The sequence below is a fragment of the Variovorax palleresanus genome (assembly GCF_051144945.1).
Taxonomy (GTDB): domain Bacteria; phylum Pseudomonadota; class Gammaproteobacteria; order Burkholderiales; family Burkholderiaceae_C; genus Variovorax; species Variovorax paradoxus_S.
Genome location: NZ_JBJNVP010000002.1, coordinates 4570731 through 4590409, shown reverse-complemented (window position 1 = coordinate 4590409; position 19679 = coordinate 4570731). Strand labels below are relative to the sequence as shown.

General features: G+C 60.1%; 17 protein-coding genes. 6 read left to right on the top strand and 11 right to left on the bottom strand.

The features are described from left to right. Positions 1-147 precede the first annotated feature (147 nt). From ACJ7Z0_RS25425 to ACJ7Z0_RS25400, 6 genes are all read left to right on the top strand, one after another. A complete protein-coding gene (locus ACJ7Z0_RS25425) occupies positions 148-963 on the top strand; it encodes a nucleotide-binding domain containing protein (protein WP_434792044.1) in 816 nt (271 codons plus the stop codon). A 231-nt stretch (positions 964-1194) separates the two neighbouring features. After that, positions 1195-1476, top strand: coding sequence for a hypothetical protein (locus ACJ7Z0_RS25420; RefSeq protein ID WP_434792043.1), 282 nt, complete (start codon positions 1195-1197; stop codon positions 1474-1476). Positions 1477-1688: 212 nt separating this feature from the next. Further along, positions 1689-2234: a YjbF family lipoprotein gene (locus ACJ7Z0_RS25415; protein WP_434792042.1), complete on the top strand. Its 546-nt coding sequence runs from the start codon at positions 1689-1691 to the stop codon at positions 2232-2234. Then, entirely contained in the window at positions 2231-5200 is a 2970-nt protein-coding gene (locus tag ACJ7Z0_RS25410; RefSeq protein ID WP_434792041.1) for a YjbH domain-containing protein, read from the top strand. Before ACJ7Z0_RS25415 ends, ACJ7Z0_RS25410 begins: the two co-directional genes overlap by 4 nt. Then, on the top strand, positions 5197-5631 hold the full coding sequence (locus ACJ7Z0_RS25405) for a low molecular weight protein-tyrosine-phosphatase (protein WP_434792040.1): 435 nt from the start codon (positions 5197-5199) through the stop codon (positions 5629-5631). Before ACJ7Z0_RS25410 ends, ACJ7Z0_RS25405 begins: the two co-directional genes overlap by 4 nt. Further along, entirely contained in the window at positions 5628-7892 is a 2265-nt protein-coding gene (locus ACJ7Z0_RS25400; protein WP_434792039.1) for a polysaccharide biosynthesis tyrosine autokinase, read from the top strand. Before ACJ7Z0_RS25405 ends, ACJ7Z0_RS25400 begins: the two co-directional genes overlap by 4 nt. Positions 7893-7958: 66 nt before the next feature. Here ACJ7Z0_RS25400 and ACJ7Z0_RS25395 read toward each other — a convergent pair whose 3' ends face one another. The 11 genes from ACJ7Z0_RS25395 to ACJ7Z0_RS25345 form a co-directional block, all read right to left on the bottom strand. Continuing rightward, a complete protein-coding gene (locus tag ACJ7Z0_RS25395) occupies positions 7959-9953 on the bottom strand; it encodes a polysaccharide biosynthesis protein (RefSeq protein ID WP_434792038.1) in 1995 nt (664 codons plus the stop codon). Between the two features lie 49 nt (positions 9954-10002). Further along, positions 10003-10374: a VanZ family protein gene (locus ACJ7Z0_RS25390; protein ID WP_434792037.1), complete on the bottom strand. Its 372-nt coding sequence runs from the start codon at positions 10372-10374 to the stop codon at positions 10003-10005. After that, complete coding sequence (locus tag ACJ7Z0_RS25385; protein WP_434792036.1) at positions 10371-10997, bottom strand: acetyltransferase; 627 nt, start codon at positions 10995-10997, stop codon at positions 10371-10373. Before ACJ7Z0_RS25385 ends, ACJ7Z0_RS25390 begins: the two co-directional genes overlap by 4 nt. A gap of 13 nt (positions 10998-11010) precedes the next feature. Beyond that, positions 11011-11571 (bottom strand): sugar transferase, encoded by a 561-nt coding sequence (locus tag ACJ7Z0_RS25380; RefSeq protein ID WP_434792035.1) that lies wholly within the window; start codon positions 11569-11571, stop codon positions 11011-11013. Beyond that, complete coding sequence (locus ACJ7Z0_RS25375) at positions 11555-12514, bottom strand: UDP-glucose 4-epimerase family protein (RefSeq protein ID WP_434792034.1); 960 nt, start codon at positions 12512-12514, stop codon at positions 11555-11557. The genes ACJ7Z0_RS25380 and ACJ7Z0_RS25375 overlap by 17 nt, the downstream gene beginning before the upstream one ends. After that, positions 12511-13764, bottom strand: a complete 1254-nt coding sequence (locus ACJ7Z0_RS25370) for a glycosyltransferase family 4 protein (protein WP_434792033.1) — start codon at positions 13762-13764, stop codon at positions 12511-12513. Before ACJ7Z0_RS25370 ends, ACJ7Z0_RS25375 begins: the two co-directional genes overlap by 4 nt. Before the next feature lie 7 nt (positions 13765-13771). Then, a complete protein-coding gene (gene wecB, locus ACJ7Z0_RS25365) occupies positions 13772-14908 on the bottom strand; it encodes a non-hydrolyzing UDP-N-acetylglucosamine 2-epimerase (RefSeq protein WP_434792032.1) in 1137 nt (378 codons plus the stop codon). A gap of 8 nt (positions 14909-14916) precedes the next feature. Beyond that, a complete protein-coding gene (wbjC, locus tag ACJ7Z0_RS25360) occupies positions 14917-16059 on the bottom strand; it encodes a UDP-2-acetamido-2,6-beta-L-arabino-hexul-4-ose reductase (protein ID WP_434792725.1) in 1143 nt (380 codons plus the stop codon). 4 nt (positions 16060-16063) lie between these two features. Beyond that, positions 16064-17107, bottom strand: a complete 1044-nt coding sequence (locus ACJ7Z0_RS25355; RefSeq protein WP_434792031.1) for a polysaccharide biosynthesis protein — start codon at positions 17105-17107, stop codon at positions 16064-16066. An 87-nt stretch (positions 17108-17194) separates the two neighbouring features. Then, the gene (locus ACJ7Z0_RS25350; protein ID WP_434792030.1) at positions 17195-18367 is read right to left on the bottom strand and encodes a glycosyltransferase family 4 protein; all 1173 of its coding nucleotides are present in this window, start codon (positions 18365-18367) and stop codon (positions 17195-17197) included. A 1-nt stretch (position 18368) separates the two neighbouring features. Next, positions 18369-19679 (bottom strand): oligosaccharide repeat unit polymerase, encoded by a 1311-nt coding sequence (locus tag ACJ7Z0_RS25345; RefSeq protein ID WP_434792029.1) that lies wholly within the window; start codon positions 19677-19679, stop codon positions 18369-18371.

Below are 19679 nucleotides of genomic sequence, written 5' to 3'. Positions count from 1 at the left end.
CGTTGAGCGTCAGCAGTGTGTAGCTCTTGCGGATCTCGCCCGTGGTCTTGTCAATCCAGGTTTTCCACAGGCCTGCCAGCCCATGACGCGCCGTCCACACGTCCAGATTGCCACCAAACGTTCTTGCCCGATTCCAAGTGACCGGAAGTGCTCGGCGAGGCGCTGCGGCGCACATGGCATGCACCTTTTGCCGACAGCGATGAAACCGCCGCCGTGCTGTTCGACGTGGCCGACGCACCGCAGCTCGCAGCCATCGGCCAGGTGCTGTGGGCGCAGGCCCGCCGCGCCACGCTGCTGGCCGTCGGGCCTAGCAGCGTGGTCGATGCGCTGGCCACCGCACTCGGCGCCCGCAGCAACGCGGAGGCCGAACAACGCCCCGTCGCTCCTGCGCGCGGCCCCGTGCTGGTGCTCGCGGGGAGCTTGTCGCCCGTGACGGCGCGTCAGGTGGCGGCGGCACAGTCCTTCGACCTCGTGTGGCTCGACGCGCCAAAGCTCGCGCAACGGAACGCCGCCACGCTGGAGCGTCACGCGCAAGAAATCGCCCACGCGCTGATACGCGGCTGCAACGTGCTGGCCTGTACCCGCCCCGCCGGCCGGGACGTCACTGAATTCATGCTCGATGCCCAGGCGCTCGCGCGCGCCGGCGGCGACCTGCTGGCCAAGGTGCTGGCCAAGGTGCCACTGCAACGCGTCGGCATTGCCGGTGGCGACACCTCGAGCCACGCCGTGCGGGCGCTCGATGCCTGGGGGCTTTCTTACGTGGCCGACATGGGCGCGGGCGCGTCGCTATGCCGGGTTCACAGCGACAACCCGGCGCTCGACGGAGATCATGCTCAAGGGGGGGGTCAGATGGGATCGGAGGACGCGTTCGAGCGGCTGGTGCATGGCGCCGACGCAGTTGCGGAGCAGAAAACCCCTCAATTGAGCTTTGGTGCACGTGTAACAGAGTTACCCAACAAGTAGTGCTGAAGTTTTACCACCTTCAATTCGGCCCGGCGCGTTCAGATTTTAGTTTTCTACGAGCGAAAGCACTGCCGCTTCGACGCAACGCCACCTTCGCTGTTACCTACTTGCGCCTACCGCCGCCCTCTGTGCAGTGGTAACATGCAACCCGTTCACGGGTAACAACGCGCACTGCGTTACTACGATTTGTAGAACCCCGTTCACTTCCAAGTTCTGTTCGAAGGAAGATCCATGAAACACCGTCACCTGATCGCAGCTTTGGCCCTTGCAGCCGTGGCAACCGCGCCCGCACTGGCCCAAACGCTGCCCACGCCACCAGTGGACGCTGCTGCTGCCGTGCGCGCAGCCGGCGGCGGCGGCCTGACGACCCAACAGGTCGGCATCATCGCCGGTAGCGGCGTGCTGCTGGCGGCTGCCGCTGGTGGCGGCGGTGGCAATGGTGGCGGCGGCTTCCTCCTTCCTGGCGGCGGCACTGGCACCGGTACTGGCACTGGAACCACCGGCACCAGGTAATGACTGGAGCCCTCCGCAAGGGGGGGTTCCTAGCGAGAGTCGGATGCACCGCTGGCGCAGTGCAAAAACTAGGATGCTGCGTACTCGCATCATCCTTTTTTTTGGCCGGATGCTCGTCGGGCTCCTCGGCAATGCTAGCCACGGCCCGGCACCTTTATAACGACAACGCCTCGGCCTCGGACTCCCACACATTTCGACCGGAATTCAGCTATTTGCGCGCCACTTTCGAGGGCCGCACCGTCTTTCTCGTGCTCGGAAACGTCGATCCTCATCCCGAAGGTCCTACAGAGGTCTGGTACAGCGCCTCGGGTGAAGCGGTGCGCTTGCGCCATGGGCGCCTGGTGGGAACGGCCGGCCTCGCAACCGACTGGCGCGCCGTGCGTCTTTTCAATGCGCCTGCTTGGCCCTCTGCCACTGCTTCTAATCGCGCGACAGCACGCTTTCAGCGCGAGCGCGACCTGATGCCCGGCTACCGCTCGGCCATACGCGACGACGTCGAGCAGCGGCCCATCGAGCCCCCCACCGACACCGCGCTGGCCGGCAGGCCCGCCAGTTCGCTGCGCTGGATCGAGGAACGCAGCAGCACGCGCCCGGCTTCGGCCTCGCTGCCGCCAGCCCGCTTTGGCTTGGCCCCTGTTGGCGACAAGCTCGAGGTGGTCTATTCCGAGCAGTGCCTTTCCCGTGATCTGTGCTTGAGCTTTGAACGGTGGAATCCGTCTGCGCCGGCCAAAGTTGCTTCGTCAAGCGCCGGTTCATGACCTTGCCCCCGCCCGGCCCGGTCACCCACCCACTTCACCTCACCCTGCTGGCCGCAGCGAGCGTGCTGATGATGTCCCCCGCCCATGCCACCACCAGCGCCCCTGCGGACGCCGCGCAAGTGCGCCCGGGCGAGCGGCTCAGCGACTGGCTGCTGCGCCAGCCCGAGCAAGCAGCCGGCCCGGGCCTCGCATGGCAGGTGCCACAAGAAGTGCTGGCCCAGCAATACCTGAAGGACACGCTGCTGGTGCGCGTTGAAGCGTCTGTTCGATCGGCCCCCTCGCCCAAGGAACGTGCCACGCGCGAGCGGCTCCTTGCCATGCTGAACAGCCTGCCGGCCACCGGCCGCGTGGCGCTGGGCATCGTCGATGCGCGCTGGCTGCAGGCGAACCCGAGAGAAGACCCGGTGCTCAGCGAAGGCCAGCGGCTTGCCGTGCCGCCGGCTCCGCTGCGGTCTTTGACCGTGGTGCAGCCCGACGGCAGCTTTTGCCAGGTGCCACACGAAAGCGGACGCTCGGTGCTCGACTATCTCAGCGCCTGCGGACTCGGCGGCCAGGCCGACTGGGCCTGGATTGCGCAGCCCGACGGCCGCACCGCGCGCGCCGGCGTTGCAGGCTGGAACGCCGAGCCCGCCGATGAACCCTCGCCCGGCGCATGGATCTGGGCCCCGCCGAGCCGCATGGCCGACCTGGCGGGCCTGTCGGAAGGCATGATCAAGTTCCTGGCAGTGCAAGGCCCGTCGCCGCAGGAATTCAAGGCGCCCCCGGCTGCCAACGCGCCGGTGTTCGCAGCACCCACTGCGACCGCCACCGTCACCGGCACCCTCCCCGAGGCCGTGGCCTCGCAGCCGCGCCCGCTCGACATCAGCGGCAACGACTGGGGCGAAATCGGCCTGCTCCAAACGCCATCGGCCCGCATGGGACTGGCCGGCGACGTGCGCTCGTCGTTCACTTCGATCTGGCCCTACACGCGGCTGAACTTCATGTTCCAGCCGCTGGACTGGCTGGAAGCCGGCTTTCGCTACACGTCGATCTCTAATCGCGCGTATGAAGCCAGCACGACCGGCCAGTCGAACAAGGACAAGAGCATCGACATCAAGGTGCGGCTGCTCAAGGAAACCGCCCGCGTGCCCGAGCTTGCGCTGGGTTTTCGCGACCTTGGCGGTACCGGCCTTTTCTCCGGTGAGTACCTGGTGGCCAGCAAGCGCTGGCACGACTTCGATTTCAGCCTTGGCATTGGGTGGGGTTACCTGGGCGCGAGCGGCAACATCAGCAACCCCTTCAAGCTGCTGGGCAGCCGCTTCGACACTCGCGCCCGGTCGAGCACCAATGAAGCCAGATTCGGCTCCTACTTCCGTGGCCCGGCCGCCCTCTTTGGCGGCGTGCAGTGGCGCACGCCGTGGGAGCCGCTCACACTCAAGCTCGAGTACGACGGCAACGACTATCAAAGCGAGCCGCAGAGCAACAACCAGCGCCAGCGCTCGCCCTTCAACATCGGCCTTTCTTACCGCGTGTCGCCCAAGGTCACGCTGTCTGCCGGCTTCGAGCGTGGCGACAAGTTCATGATTGGCCTTACGCTGGCAAGCAACCTGGCGGCGTCGCAGTCGCCCAAGCCGGCCGACCGGCCGCTGCCGGAATTCAGGCCCCAGGCGGCCGAGCGCTCGCCCGGCTGGGCGGCAACCGCGGCAGAGATCGAGGCACTGACCGAGTGGACCGTCGAGCGCATTGCGCCCAAGGACGACGTGCTGCATGTGTGGGTGAGCGACAGCAACACCGTCTACCGCACCGCGCGCGTGGAAAAAGCCATTGCAGTGCTCCACCACGATGCGCCGGACACCATCAAGAGCTTTGTCTTTCATTACTCGGAACGCGGGCTCGCGGTGCATGCACAGGCCATCGATCGCGCCGAGTGGGTGGCCGTGCGCATACAGGCCCTGCCGCCGCATGCGGCGCGCGCCGTGTCCAAGCGCGACTACGAACCCGAACTGCCCCGGCCCAACGACAAGAGCAGCACCGCGCAAGGCAGCGTTGCCACCGAAGCCGCCGCCACCCAGACACAGGCCCCTTGGGTGCGCCCCCGCGACAAGTTCACCTTTGGAATTGCGCCGAGCTATGGCCAGATTGTTGGCGGGCCCGACGCGTTTCTTCTGTACCAGCTTGGCATCCAGGCCACGGCCGAATACCGCTTTACTCCGCGCACCTGGCTCAGCGGCGCGGTCAACCTGCGGCTGGCCGACAACTACGACAAGTTCACCTACACCGCGCCCAGCGACCTGCCGCGCGTGCGCACCTTCCAGCGCGAGTACGTCACCTCCAAGCGCTTTACCATTCCGTCGCTGCAGCTCACGCACGTGGGGCAGATGTCGAGCAACCACTACTACAGCATGTATGGCGGCCTGCTCGAATCCATGTTTGCCGGCGTGGGCGCCGAGTGGCTGTACCGGCCCGCACGCTCACCCGTGGCCTTTGGCGTGGACATCAACCGCGTGCGGCAGCGCGACTTCAACCAGGACTTTGGCCTGCGCGACTACAAGGTGACCACCGGCCACGCCACCCTGTATTGGGACACCGGCTGGAACGGCGTCATGGCCAAGATCAGCGCGGGCCAGTACCTGGCGGGCGACCGCGGCGTGACCCTTGAAGTGATTCGCCGCTTTGACAACGGCTTTGTGCTTGGCGCCTATGCCACCAAGACCAACGTGTCTGCCGCGCGCTTTGGCGAAGGCGATTTTGACAAGGGCATTTATCTTTCGATTCCGCTGGACGCACTGCTGCCCCGGTCGACCAAGTTTTCGCTGAGCTTTGGATGGTCACCGCTCACGCGCGACGGCGGCGCCCGCCTGGGCCGCAGCAACACACTTTATGAACTGACCTCTGTGCGGGACAAGGGTGCCTTCAACTTTGCGGCCCCGCAAGACAACAAGCCCCATGCCGGAGACAACATCTTGAATTTCGATCGAAGCCCATGAACTCCGTTCTTGTCGTTTGCATTGGCAATATCTGCCGCAGCCCGATGGCGCAAATACTGCTCGCCAAGGCCCTGCCGCAGCACACCGTAACTTCGGCCGGCACTGGTGCGTTGATAGGCCACCCAGCGGACCCTATTGCCCAGGCGCTGATGGCCGAGCGGGGGCTCGACCTTGGCTACCACCGTGCGCGCCAGGTCACCCAAGCCATGTGCGTTGGCGCCGACCTGATCCTGACCATGGACGATGGCCAGCGCCGCCACATTGAAAACAACTACCCGCTCGCGCGCGGCAGGGTCTTTCGGCTTGCCGAAACCGCCAAGCTGAATATTCCCGACCCCTACCGCCAGGGACAGGAAGCCTTCGAGCACGCGCTCCAACTCATCGACGCTGGCGTCAAGACCTGGGCCGAACGCATTCGGCAATTCAAATGAACACTCCTGCTGTCACTAATTCAAATGCCGTGCGCGTCGGTCAGCCTGCTGCTATTTCGACTGCAGCAACGGACGACGACGATATCAATCTGTCGGAATGGATCGACATCCTGATCGATCGAAAGTGGCTGGTTGCAGCCGTCACTGCGTTTGCGCTAGTACTCGGCGTGGCCTACGCGCTAATCTCCACCCCCATTTATCAGTCCAACTTGCTGGTCCAGGTCGAGGACGCCGCACCCGACGCCAAGGGCTTTCTTGGCGAGGCTTCTAGCCTCTTCGACGTAAAGACGCCCGCCAGCGGCGAGATACAAGTCATCCGCTCCCGTATGGTGCTCGGTGCCGCGGTAGAGAAGACACGCTTCTATATCGACGCTAGCCCGCGCTATCTGCCGGTGCTCGGCACCTGGTTGGCACGGCGGGCGGACGGGCTGTCGGATCCTGGTTTCCTCGGGATCGGTGGTTATGTCAATGGCAACGAAAGTATCGACGTCGCCCGCTTCGACGTGCCGCCCGAGTTTGAAGATGATGAGCCTTTCATGATCACCGCGCAAGGCGAAGGCAAATACACGCTGACGCACGAGGCACTGAATCGGCCACTGACCGGCACCGTCGGCCTGCCGCTGCATCAGGTGCTAGAAGATGGCGCCATTGACCTACTGATCGACACACTCGAAGGCAAGCCTGGTGCGCAATTCGTCGTGTCGCGCGCTTCGCAATTGCGCACCATTGAGGATCTGCAGAAACGCCTGCAGCTCGCCGAACAAGGTAAGCAATCGAACGTGATCAACGTAGCGCTGGAAGACAGCGATCGCGACAGACTTTCCCGAATCCTCAATGCCATTGGCGAGCAGTACGTGCAGCAGAACGTCGAACGCAAGGCTGCCGAGGCGCAGAAAACGCTGGTCTTCTTGGACGAGCAATTGCCTGAATTCAAACGCCAGCTCGAAGCCTCCGAAGATGCCTACACGCTCTTTCGAAACAAGAACGGCACCGTGGCTTTCGACGAAGAAGCCAAGGGCGTGCTGGCCCAGACCATCGAGCTGCAGACCAAGCTGCTCGAAGCCCAGCAAAAGCGGCGTGAACTGGTCGCGCACTTTGCGGATGCCAACTTACGCGTAAAGACAATCGATGGGCAAATTTCCGCCATCGAGAAAGAGATTGGCGGCCTCAACGCACGCGTGAGCCGCATGCCCACGCTGCAGCAAGATGCGCTGCGCCTCGAACGCGACGTGCGGGTGAACAGTGGCCTTTACCAGTCGCTGCAGAACAACGCGCTGCAACTGCGCCTGGTGAAGGAAGGCAAGACCGGCAACGTGCGCCTGCTCGACAAGGCAGTGAAGCCCAAGAAACCAATCAAACCGCAGAAGCTACTGATCGTGGCGTTAGCGCTGGTGCTAGGCCTGCTGAGCGGCGCGGCGTTGGCCCTCATGCGCAGTTGGTTCTTCAGGGGCATTCAGGATCCGCAGGAGATCGAGTCCCACACCGGCCTGTCGGTCTATTCGGTGGTGCCTTTCACGCCTGAGCAGATAGCGCTTGACCAAAGCATTGCCACAGGTGCCAAGGGAATCCAACTGCTGGCGGTGACCCATTCGGACAGCCCATCCATTGAGGCATTGCGCAGCCTGCGCATTGCGCTGCAATTTGCCACACTGGAAGCTGGAAATAACCGGGTACTCATTACCGGTGCGACACCGGGCATTGGCAAGAGCTTTGTTTCAGGCAACTTTGCCGCCATCATGGCCCACGCCGGCAAGCGAGTGCTGCTGATTGACGCGGACATGCGCAAGGGCCACTTGAACAAGCAGTTTGGCCTGCCGCGCGAAAACGGCCTCTCGGAACTGCTGGCTGGCGAGCTTTCGGCGCAGCAGGCAATCCGCTCACAGGTGCTGCCCAACCTCGACATATTGACGACCGGAAAGCTGCCGTCCAATCCGGCCGACATGCTGATGTCGGAAAGCTTTGTGCGCCTTCTCGACATGGTGTCCGCGCAATACGAACTGGTCGTTATCGACACGCCGCCGGTGCTGGTGGCCGCCGACACGGCTGCCGTGGCGCCGTACATGGGTGCGGTGCTGCTGGTGGCACGCGCGGATCAGACCCAGCTTGGCGAACTCAATGAAAGCGCCAAGCGCCTCGCACATGGTGGCAAGGCAGTCACCGGCGTGATCTTCAACGGTATTGACCTGACGCGGCGCCACTATGGCAGCCAAGGCTACCGATACGGCGGCTACCGGTACACGAAGTACAAGTACAACGAGTAGAGCGGGCGGCAGGAGCCAGTCAGGATGGTGCCGGGGAATTCCCCGGCTTTCCACTAACAGATCAGTTCAGATTGCAGCGAGCGCCGAAGGCGAGACAGCAGCAACTGGCGCCGAGGTATTGGGTGCATTTGTTACCGGCGCCGGCAGCGCCGCACTCTGGCGTTCACGCTCCAGGTGCACCCAGTCGACCACTTCCGCATGCGGCAGGTAGCCGCCCAGAAGCAGCTGCAGTTTTCGCTTGATTGCAGGCACATCGTTGAGCGCGAGCAGCGTGCGAAGCTCATCGATCTGTGTCGCCAGCTCTGCCCACGGCGGGCATGCTTCATGCGCCTTCATCACGCGCGGATGCGCGGTGGGCATGGCGTTGTCGCCAATCAGCAGTTCTTCATACAGCTTTTCGCCGGGACGCAGGCCGGTGATCAGCAGCTCGATATCACCTTCCGGGTTCCGTGCGTCGCACACCGTGCGCCCCGACAGTTCCACCAAGCGGCGCGCCAGGTCGATGATGCGCACCGGCGCGCCCATCTCCAGCACAAACACATCACCGCCCTCGGCCATGGCGCCGGCCTGGATCACCAGTTGGGCCGCCTCTGGAATGGTCATGAAATAGCGCGTGATGTCTTCGTGCGTGAGCGTGATCGGTCCGCCCGCTTCGATCTGCTGGCGAAACAGCGGCACCACCGAGCCGCTGGAGCCCAGCACATTGCCGAAGCGCACCATTGAAAAGCAGGTGCGTGGCTTTTGCTGGGCCAGGCCCTGCAGCGTCATCTCGGCCAGACGCTTGCTTGCGCCCATGATGTTGGTCGGCCGCACCGCCTTGTCGGTGCTGACCAGCACAAACTGGCTGACGCCGTTGTCCCGCGCCGCCAATGCCGTTGTGAGCGTGCCCAACGTGTTGTTGATGAGGCCTTCTACGGGGTTGTGCTCCACAAGCGGCACATGCTTATAGGCCGCGGCGTGGTAGACCGTATTGGGCCGCCACACGCTCATGATCTGGCGCATGCGCACGGCATCGCTCACCGATGCCAGCAGCGGCACCACGCTGAGCGCAGGTGCTTGTTGCTCCAGCTCGCGGTGAATGGCATAGAGCGCATATTCGCTCCATTCGACCAGCAGCAGCGCCGAGGGCCTCAACTGCGCAATCTGGCGGCACAACTCGCTGCCAATGGAACCACCCGCACCGGTGACCAGCACCACCTTGCCACGCACGTGGCGATGCAGCAGATGCTCGACCGGTGCCACCGGGTCGCGGCCCAGCAGGTCTTCGATGTCGACTTCCATCAGATCCTTGACCTGCACCCGGCCCTGCGCCAGATCGGCCATGCCAGGGAGCGTGCGCACGTGCAGGCGCAGCGACAAGAGTTCGTTCAAAATTTGCGCCCTGCGGCCTTGCGAGACCGACGGCAGCGCCAGCAGCACGTCGGTTATGCCCTCGGCGGCAGCCTGGGCCTTGAGCCAGGACGGCGGGTGAATGGGCAACCCATTGAGCGTGCTGCCCTGCAGCTGCACGCCATCGTCGACGAAGCCCCGCACCACCATCTCCGGGCTGTGGGCGAGCGCTGCGGCCAACTGACGGCCGGCCTTGCCGGCGCCGTAGATCACCACCTGCGGCAGCGCCTTGCCGCGCAACACCTGAGAGTAAAGGCCGCCTAACCAATAGCGCGCAAACAGGCGCGAAGCGCCCACCGTGAACAGCAGCAGCGCAGGCACCAGCAGGCCCACTGTGCGCGGAACGCCTTCCACGCCGAACGCGGTGAATATCAGGACATAGCCCACGCTGAACAGGGAGCAGGCGCGCACGACAGCCATCAACGCCGCGCTGCCGGCATAGCGAAAGATTGCACGGTACAGGCCCGAGACCACGAACAGCGGCAGCGCCAACATGACCGCACCGGCTACCGCCAGCCAATGCACACCCGTCAGTTCAATCCACCGCTCGTAACGCAGGCTGAGCGCCAGCCACACGCACAGCACACACAGGCCGGCGTCCACCGACAAGGCCAACACCCGCTTTACGGGGCGCGGCAGCGCCAACACAGGCTGAGCCAGACGATCGATCATGAGAAGTCTCCTGAGAAATTCTTTTCAAGCCAGCAATGCTGTGAATCCGTCATTGCGCCCCCTGCCCTGTGGGGCGCAGACGCTCCAGCAAAAACGCCAAGCCAGCGCCCAACAGCAGCCCCACCCAATCGGCCATCAAATCGATAGCCTCGGCAACGCGATCGGGCGTGAACGATTGCAGCAGTTCGATGAGCCCGCCGTAGGCCAGCAACGCAGTCAACACGATGGCCGTGCGCCCCGGCCAAGCCCATTGGCCCAGCAGGCCCAGCACGGCAAAACCCAAAGCATGGTTGGCTTTGTCCCAGCCGGTCGTCGGCATAGGAATCGAGGGTGGCGCAAGTGACATCACCAGAATCGCGCTGGCGCAGATCCAGAAGCAATAGCGCCAAAAGTTCTTGCGAACAATAGGAAGCTTGCTCATTCTGTCGCTCCGTGGGAGAAGGCCAAGATGCCATGTCTAGTTTTCTGATCGATGAACGTCTCGCCCACGCGCAGGACCGCTTCCGCTGGCAAGCCGGCGCCATGGCCCAACGAAGTACCCGTTTGCATCCACGCGCCTCGACCGAGGACCGACCCACCGGCCATACTGGCGTTGCCGCCCAGGTGGGCAAAAGCCTCCACCACGCAGTCATGATCAACCACGGCGCCACAGTTGACGATCACGCCCTCACCAAGTTGAGCCCCGGTTCCCAAGATAGCGCCGGCCATGATTGCACTTCCCTCGCCTATGGTCGCCGTGGGCGACACCATCGCCGCCGGATGTATGACCGTCGCAAGCGCCATACCCTGCGCCTGCACCTGCTGGTGCAACGCCTCACGCAATGCGTTATTGCCGATTGCCGCTATCACCACATCGATTCGGCCGCGGCAGTCTGCCAGCATCTCCGTTGTGCCCCAGACCGGACAGTCCCACAGATGTTGCTGGGGCTTGGCCGCATCGTCCAGGAACGCCGTCAATTCATAGTCCTGTCGTAGCAATGCGGCCTCAGCTACGGAACGGCCATGACCACCGGCACCAATGATCAGCAAGCGTTTTTTTATCATTGCTGTCCCATATTCAGTGCGTCACACCTTCGCGCCTCAGCACCTTGACGAAGGTGAGCCACAGGATGCGGATATCGAACCAGAACGAGCGACGCTGAAGATATTGAATATCGAGCTGGACCTTGGCAGGGATGGGCAACTCATCGCGCCCGTTGACCTGCGCCCAGCCCGTCAGTCCCGGCACCAATACATGAACACCATGCCGCGTTCGCAGATCGATCAGATCCTGCTGATTAAAAAGCGCGGGGCGAGGTCCAACAAAACTCATGTCGCCGACCAAGATGCTCCACAGTTGTGGCAATTCATCGAGACTGCTCCTGCGCAAGAAGGAACCGATCGGCGTCAGGTACACCGCAGGGTCAGACAGCAAGTGAGTGGCGACCGCGGGCGTGCCGACCCGCATGCTGCGAAATTTGGGCATCCTGAAGATTCGGTTGTTGCTGCCGACGCGGTCAGACCAATAGAGAGCCGGGCCGCGCGAAGTCAAACGTACCGCCAGCGCGACCACCGCGACCAGGAGCAGCAACACCGCCCCGGCGCACAAGGCCAAGAACAAATCAAACAGACGCTTCACGCAAATACCCTTCTGCAGCCCTTTTCAAACCCTCGTCAACGGTAATGGGGGGGGTCCATCCCAGCAAGTCTTTCGTCTTTGAAATGTCGACTTGCAACGAGCCACAGAGTCGTTGTGCGACATGGGCTCGACCCAGCATCGAAGCACCTCGCTCCAGCCAGCTCGCCGGAACAGGGAGCAGGTGCGTAGGCTTTCCCATGGCTTGCCCTAGACGTTTCAGCAGCTGTGCGGTGGAAAGGTCTTCGCCGTCCGAGACCATAAAAGTCTGATTGCCCGCTGCAGGGTGATGCACGCAAGCAAACAACAGGTCCACCAAATTGTCGAGCGACACCATGCTTCTGCGATTGCCGGTGACGCCCCCGAGCGGCAACGGAATTCGTCGCGCGACGATGCTCATCATTGTGCGGAAGTTCGCCTTGACGCCGGGGCCGTACACAAGAGGCGGGCGAACTATCGCCACTTCCATTCCGGTCTGCTTTGCCAGCTCTCGCAAGGCCTGCTCCGCTTCCAGTTTAGAGATGCCGTACGGATCCATCGGAGCTGTGGCCCCGTCCGCTGAAAACGCACTTCCAATCCGCGTGGCCTCTCCATTGGCTTTAATGGAGCTTACGAAGACAAAGCGTCGCACCCCAGCCTCTGCCGCTTGCCGCGCCAGTCGCAACGTTCCGTGAAGATTGGTGCGCCGATATTCCGTCAGTGGATCACTAGCACGATCCGACATCACATGGACGCGGGCGGCAGTGTGGATCACAGCGTCAACGTTTGCGACAGCCTTTCGCCAGTCAGTTTCCGCACTGAGGTCGCCAACCAACGTGGCTTCGACATTGGAATCCTCGAGCGCGGATTCACGGCGAATAGCCGCGCGGACAGACAGGCCATCAGCGAGCAGCCGCTCAATCAGCGCAGTGCCTACAAAGCCAGTCGCTCCTGTTACCAAGATCATGTTGCCTCGCTTTGCTTCTTTGTGGCCGAGGCGGGAAAGGACAGCGACTGAAGCCATCCTTCCAAGCGATTGATCAGCGAGCCACGCTCGAATTCGCTGGCGCTCAACGCAAGGCCATTCGCGCCCATTGCCTTGCGTTCTTCAGCTGATTTTTTTGAGAGGTCCAGAACAGCCTTGGCAAGCTCCTTGTGATCCCCCGCGTTGCAAGTCAAACCAGCCGCGGCATTTCTCACCACGTCGGCACCTTCGCCATTCAGCATGGCGAGAACGGGAATGCCGGCGGCCAAGTAGGACTGCAGCTTGCCCGGTATGGTCATAGAAAAAATCGGCTCGTTCTTCAAGCTGACCAGCAATGCGTCTGCATGCTTGAAGAACGAGGACATTCGTTCCACTGGATGCCGTCCGAGGATGTGGACGCACTCTTGTAAACCGCGACGCTGGATTTCATCGGTCACCCATTGCGCCATTCGGCCATCACCGACGATCAACCAACGGATGTTCCGGTGTGCCTTGAGAATTTCTGCCGCCGCGAGGATCGCCGGGAAATCTTGAGCATCACCGATGTTTCCTGCGAACATCACATTGAAGCTCTCCGGTTGGACCTCCACCTCAGGCGCAGCAACCGCTTGATCCACATCGAACAGCATCTCCGCCCAACTGGGGAAGTACTCGATTCGGCCGCTGTTGCCCGCGTATTTCTTGATTTGGGGCACAAAGCTTTTCGACTGCGCCAGGATCAGGTCGCAACGCTTGTAGATGAACGACACAAGCCGCCCCACTGCACGGAGGATGAGACGCGAACGAACCACGCCGATGGCTTCCAACGTTTCGGGCCAAAGGTCAAGAACCCAGAAAGCCAGCGGTGCTCGTTTAACCGCTCGCAATGCAACCGCGGGCACGCCGACCGTGATGGGCGATGGCTCATAGGCAAGAATCGCGTCAAAGTCGCGTCCTCGCAGCTTCCACAGCCCAAGCACGGAGGCACTGATTGCGAAGGTCGCAAAGTTCAGCATCAACCGAACCCCGCCCTTTCCACGTGCAGACATGGGCACCCGGACAACCTCCGCTCCTTCGTAGCGCGCAAACATCTCGGGATCATTGCGGTACGCAGGGAAGACTTTGCCATCGGGGTAGTTGGGCACGCCAGTCAGCACCGTGACTTGGTGACCACGCCGCACGAACTCGGCGACAAGATCATTGATCCTGAAGTTTTCCGGCCAAAAGTACTGAGAGACGACGAGCAAGCGCATAGTGACTTCAGTACTTCTTCCACACCACGCGATTCACGTAGTCGGTGTAGCTGTGAACGATGCGCAGCACCTTGTCGGACACGTTGGGCATGCTGTAGTCCGCCACCTGGCGCAGGCCACGCGCTTCTCCACGCGGCTGTGTGTCCAGAATGGCCAGCCCCTGGCGCACACGTTCCACCTCCAGGCCGACCATCATCACGGCGGCTTCTTCCATTCCCTCGGGCCGCTCATGCGCCTCGCGCAGGTTGAGTGCCGGAAAGTTGAGGATCGACGACTCTTCATTGATGGTGCCGCTGTCGGACAGCGTGGCGCGCGCCGAGACCTGCAGTTTCACGTAGTCGTGAAAACCCAGTGGCTTTAACAGACGCACCTCCGGATGAAAGCGCGCGCCTGTCGCATCAATGCGCTTTTGCGTGCGCGGGTGCGTTGAAACGATGACGGGTAGGCCGTGGTCTTCGGCCACGGCATTCAGCACCGCCACCAGCTTGCCGAAGGACTGCGGCGACTCGATGTTTTCTTCACGATGGGCGCTGACCACGAAGTACTGCGCAGCTTGCAGGCCCAGGCGCTGCAGCACATCGGACGCCTCAATGCGAGGACGGTAGTGCGTGAGCACCTCAAACATCGGACTGCCGGTTTTGATGACCAGATCAGGTGGCAGCCCCTCGCGCAAGAGATAGTCGCGCGCAATGGTGCTGTAGGTCAGGTTGACATCAGCCGTGTGGTCCACGATACGGCGATTGGTTTCTTCAGGCACCCGCTGATCGAAGCATCGGTTGCCCGCCTCCATGTGAAAGATTGGAATCTTGCGGCGCTTGGCCGGAATCACCGAAAGGCAGCTATTGGTGTCGCCCAGCACCAGCATGGCCTCTGGTTGCACTTCGCCCAACACCTGGTCCACAGCAATGATGAGGTTGCCAATGGTGTGCGCCGCGCTGGTGGCGTTGGCCGCACTGTTCAAGAAATGGTCGGGCTTACGCACGCCCAGGTCGTCGAAGAAAACCTGGTTGAGTTCGTAGTCGTAGTTCTGGCCGGTATGCACCAGCACGTGGTCGCAATGCTCGTCCAGCCGAGCGAGCACGCGCGAGAGGCGGATGATTTCGGGCCGGGTGCCGACCACGGTCATGACTTTGAGTTTTTTCATGGAAAAGATCAGAAGTCGAAGGGGTCTAACGGGCATGCAAAAGTGTCTGGCCGTGCGCGGTCGAACACCTCGTTCGCCCAGAGCATGACGACCATTTCGTCGGTGCCGATGTTGGTGATGTCGTGTGTCCAGCCTGGCACGGTTTCGACAATTTCAGGCTTTTGGCCCGCAGTGGTCAGTTCATATGCTTCGCCGGTTTGCATGTGCCGGAACTTGAAGCGCGCGTGCCCTTTGATGACCAGAAACTTTTCGGTCTTGCTGTGGTGGTAGTGGCCGCCTCGCGTGATTCCGGGGTGCGCCGTGAAGTACGAGAACTGCCCGGCATCAGGCGTCTTGAGCATTTCGACGAACACGCCGCGCGCGTCCCCGTATTGCGGAACGGAATAGGCAAACGACTCGACCGGCAGGTAGCTCACATAGGTGGAATAAAGCGCCCGCACCAGTCCAGTTCCCACGCGATCGGTCATGAGCGTGCTGCGGCTGTCTCTGAACGACTTGATCTGCCGAGCCAGTTCGCCGACCGTGGTGGTGTACTGCGGGGCGACAGTCGCGAAGCCATCCGCGTCTACCGCCGCATTGGCTCCATCCATCAGTTGTACAAAACGTTCGACGACATCATCGACGTACACCAGCGTGACGGGCGCAGCCGGGTCATTGATCTGAATGGGCAAGTCGCGCGCAATGTTGTGGCAGAACGTTGCCACAGCCGAGTTGTAGTTGGGACGGCACCATTTGCCAAACACGTTGGGCAGCCGAAAGATATGCACCGGAATGCCGTGACTGCGGGCGGCGGCCTGCAGCGTCTCTTCCGCTCCGCGCTTGCTGCGGCCGTAAGGGCTGTCGAAGCCTGCCTGGGTGGACGAGGTGTAGACGACGGGCACCTTCTTGCCGGTGGATTCGGCCACGGCGCAGACGGCATGGCACAAGCTCCGTGTGAGTTCTGCATTGCCTCTAGCAAACTCTTCCGGGTCTTGAGGGCGATTGACGCCCGCCAGGTGGAACACGAAGTCCACCCCCTGCAGCAGCGTGGGCAGTTGCTCCACGCTGTCGGCGCGGGTGAAGTAGACCACTTGCACGTCTTTGCGCTCGGCCAGGTGCAACTGCAGGTTCTTGCCCACGAAGCCGCGGGCGCCGGTAATCAATACCTTCATGCCCTTATTCCTGCGCCAGGGCGGGCTCACCGCGCGCAATGCGTCGCATGAAGTCGAGCTTGAGCAGCAGAGTCTTCATGCCGTCCACATCCAGTTGGGTGGTGTTGTGCGAGTTGTAGTCTTCGCCGTGCGTGCTCCGGGTAATGCGCTGCTCGCCCTTTTCCACGTACTTGGCGTAATTCAGGTCGCGCCCATCAGGCGGCACACGGTAGTAATCGCCTTGGTCTTCGGCGCACGCCATTTCTTCGCGGCTCAACAGCGCTTCATAGAGCTTTTCGCCATGGCGGGTGCCGATCTCACGCACTTCATGATCCGGCTTGCGCATTACCTCTAAGATGGCCTGCGTTAACACCCGCACCGTAGCCGCCGGAGCCTTCTGCACAAAGATGTCGCCGTTGTCGCCATGCTTGAAGGCATGCAGAACCAGTTCGACCGCGTCCTCCAGGGTCATCATGAAACGAGTCATAGTCGGGTCCGTCACAGTGATGGGCTTGCCCGCCAGAACCTGCTCCACGAACAGCGGAATGACGGAGCCGCGGGAGGCCATGACATTGCCGTAGCGGGTGCCACAAATAACGGTGTTTGTGCTCTCCAGATTTCGGCTAGCGGCGACCATGACTTTTTCCATCATGGCTTTACTGATGCCCATCGCGTTGATGGGATAGACGGCCTTGTCCGTGCTCAGGCACACGACGCGTTTGACATCGGCGGCAGTTGCTGCTTCCAAGACATTCTCGGTGCCGAGGACGTTGGTGCGAACTGCTTGCATTGGGTGGAATTCGCAAGAGGGAACCTGTTTTAGCGCGGCGGCGTGAAAAACAAAATCAACTCCTCGCATTGCGTGATTGACGCTGCGAATGTCGCGTACGTCACCGAGATAAAATTTCAGTTTGGGACTATTGAACCTCTTCCGCATGTCGTCCTGCTTCTTTTCGTCACGACTGAATACCCGAATTTCTGCAATATCGCTCTCCAGGAAACGATGAAGAACTGCGCCTCCAAACGACCCTGTTCCGCCAGTAATTAAAAGAATCTTTTCTTTAAACATGTTCAATCCTCAAGCGCAAACTCAAGCAAATCAACTTCACGTTATGAATCGGCGGAGATGCCAGCCTCGCCTTAAACGACCAATAAATCAATAAACTTTTTGACCAGCCAATGACCCGAAAAAGAGGTTCCGATGGGAGTCAACACTCTCATCGTTGGCCTGCAACTCCCGCGCGTATTTGGCGGCGCGAGCGCGAAGACTTAGCATCTCCTGCGGCATTAGTTCGGCAATTTCTTCGATCCGCGACACAAAGGCTTCGGTGTTCGTGAGGGGAAAATCGTTCCCAACGCCTTCCACCCCTAAATTCCGCCAAGGCGTTGTATCCGAGATCAGGACCGGCGTTCCGGCACCGAGTGCCTCCGCGATTACGTGGCCGAAGTTTTCACCTTTAGTCGGAAAAAAGAAAAGATCATGCTCGGCTATGATCGTAGACACACTTTCAGGCGCGACGGCATCGTGCCATTCAACGGAAATATGAGCGGGTAACGCTTCTTCCAAAACCTTGCATTCATTCAGATACGCAAGATCTTCGGGTGGCCCATAAATCCGAAATTTCACAGGAGCCCTGACTCGAGCTAGAACTTTTAGAGCGAAGTCTAGATTTTTCTTTGGTGATATCCGAGATAGGAAAATTATGCGAAGAGGAAATCCGTGGGGACGGACGGAATGGTCAGGAGGAACCGGAGACAATCGGGTAGCCAAGTTTCGCGCGATTGTGATTTGTGTTGCAGGTCCAACGACGGCTCGAATGTCCTCAGCTTCGTACTCGGTCGAGGCTTGCCAAGTCAGTCCTCGCAATAGGCCGCTCATCTTTGCAGCGGCGGTGTACGGCCTCTTTTTCCACGCTTTGAGCGCCAGTGCTCCACGCGAAAACTCCCCACGCGGAGCAAGGACCACCGGCACTGATGATCGTCGGACGTGCCGCAAAGTCAGTACCGGCAGCATTGAATGCTTAAACGAGAAAAAGCTATTTAGATATAGCAAATCATGCGGAGTTCGCTTTAAGACCTTCGCAATCCCAGACAGCGTTTTCATCTTGGGTGATGCGTAGTACACCATCGCACTGCCAACTCGCGTCCAGCGATCCACAACCACGTCGGAATAAGGACGGAGATCACCTAAATCGCGATCACTCGTGAAAACATAAAAATCAAATTCTGTGGACAGGTGATCGATTAAATTTGAAATGCTTCGGAGAGGCCCGCCCATTTTAAAGCCGGGAAGATAGTGGGCAATAAAAATCAAAACGACTGGTCGCATACTAGCTAGCCATCCTAACTTTGCGTGTACTGGTCGAAATTCTTAAGAACATCACGACGATGAAAGTAACGGCGAACAAAAATCCGGTTTGCACTATTCTTAGGTTCGAAAGATGGAAGTTCGCGGAAAAGTAAATCATCAAAAATAGGGGGATAGGAGCGAAGGCTCGCGCTCGAGCCCATCGAAAAAGCATCCCGGAAATGAGCCCCTTGAGGAAAAAGAAAAAAACGACGCCGATAAATCCGAAATTGACATACCCAGAACCGAAAGTCTCCGGCGGCCAAGAACTGGGATATAACTCATTAAAAGGCATAGGCGGCTTAACGCTCCACCCTTCCACAAGCGATCTGATATAGACGCCATCATCAATGGGCGGAAGGAGGCTAGGATCTCCCGAGCTCAATAGCCTGATCGCTAGATCTCCGAAGCCGGCCCCGTACCAAAACGGCCGGTCAGAAAAATAATCAATGATGAATAGGTAGGTATCGACATAACTTGTATTTTGAATTGCGTCCAACAAATCAAATGAACCGCTGGCGGAGTCGATTTGGCTGCCTAGCCGAAATATCAATATTGCGACAAAAAATATTCCAAGAAAAGCATACGCAATCAAAGCCTTCAGGGAAATCAACTTGAAGCGCAAATTGAATACACTGGCCGCAAGCAACGAGAAAATTACAAGCATTATGGAATTTTTGCGCCCGCCAAACAGCGATAAAGCCACGAACATCGCCACCACCAGAAAAACTATCCAATATCGACTTGGACGACCATCGATTGATCGTGCATAGAGTGCGAAGAAAATTGCCAAATAACTCGAAGGCAAAATAAAGACATCCAGAATTCCCGTCCCCGATAAATTCTGGGCTCGCATGCCAATATCGGCCCAAAATCCCAGTAGACCGCCAACCTGTTGCATCTTCAAGGCGGAAAGCAGAAGAACCACCACCAAGAAGAAATGCGAGAACCTTCGATAAAACCTCGTTCCCACGGGCTTGTGGAGGGAAAAGACATTGAGGATGGGCAATTTAATTCTTGCACCGAGAGAAATGCCCGCAAACAGACAGAGCATTCCAGCGCAGTAATAGACAATAAATACGGTCAAGAGATGCTCAAAGTCACCGCTTTTCAAGATTGACTTAACAGCCGATTTTTCCCCATCCCATGCAATGATGCAGAGATATGGAATTGACATAATGCCGCTGATAATAGATATCAGTTTTGCAGGATTTTTGCCAACGCCATCTCGCCTTGAATTCAACCAAGGCAAAAGATGAATAAAGATTAGCAAAAGAATCAAAAGGGCCAGCAT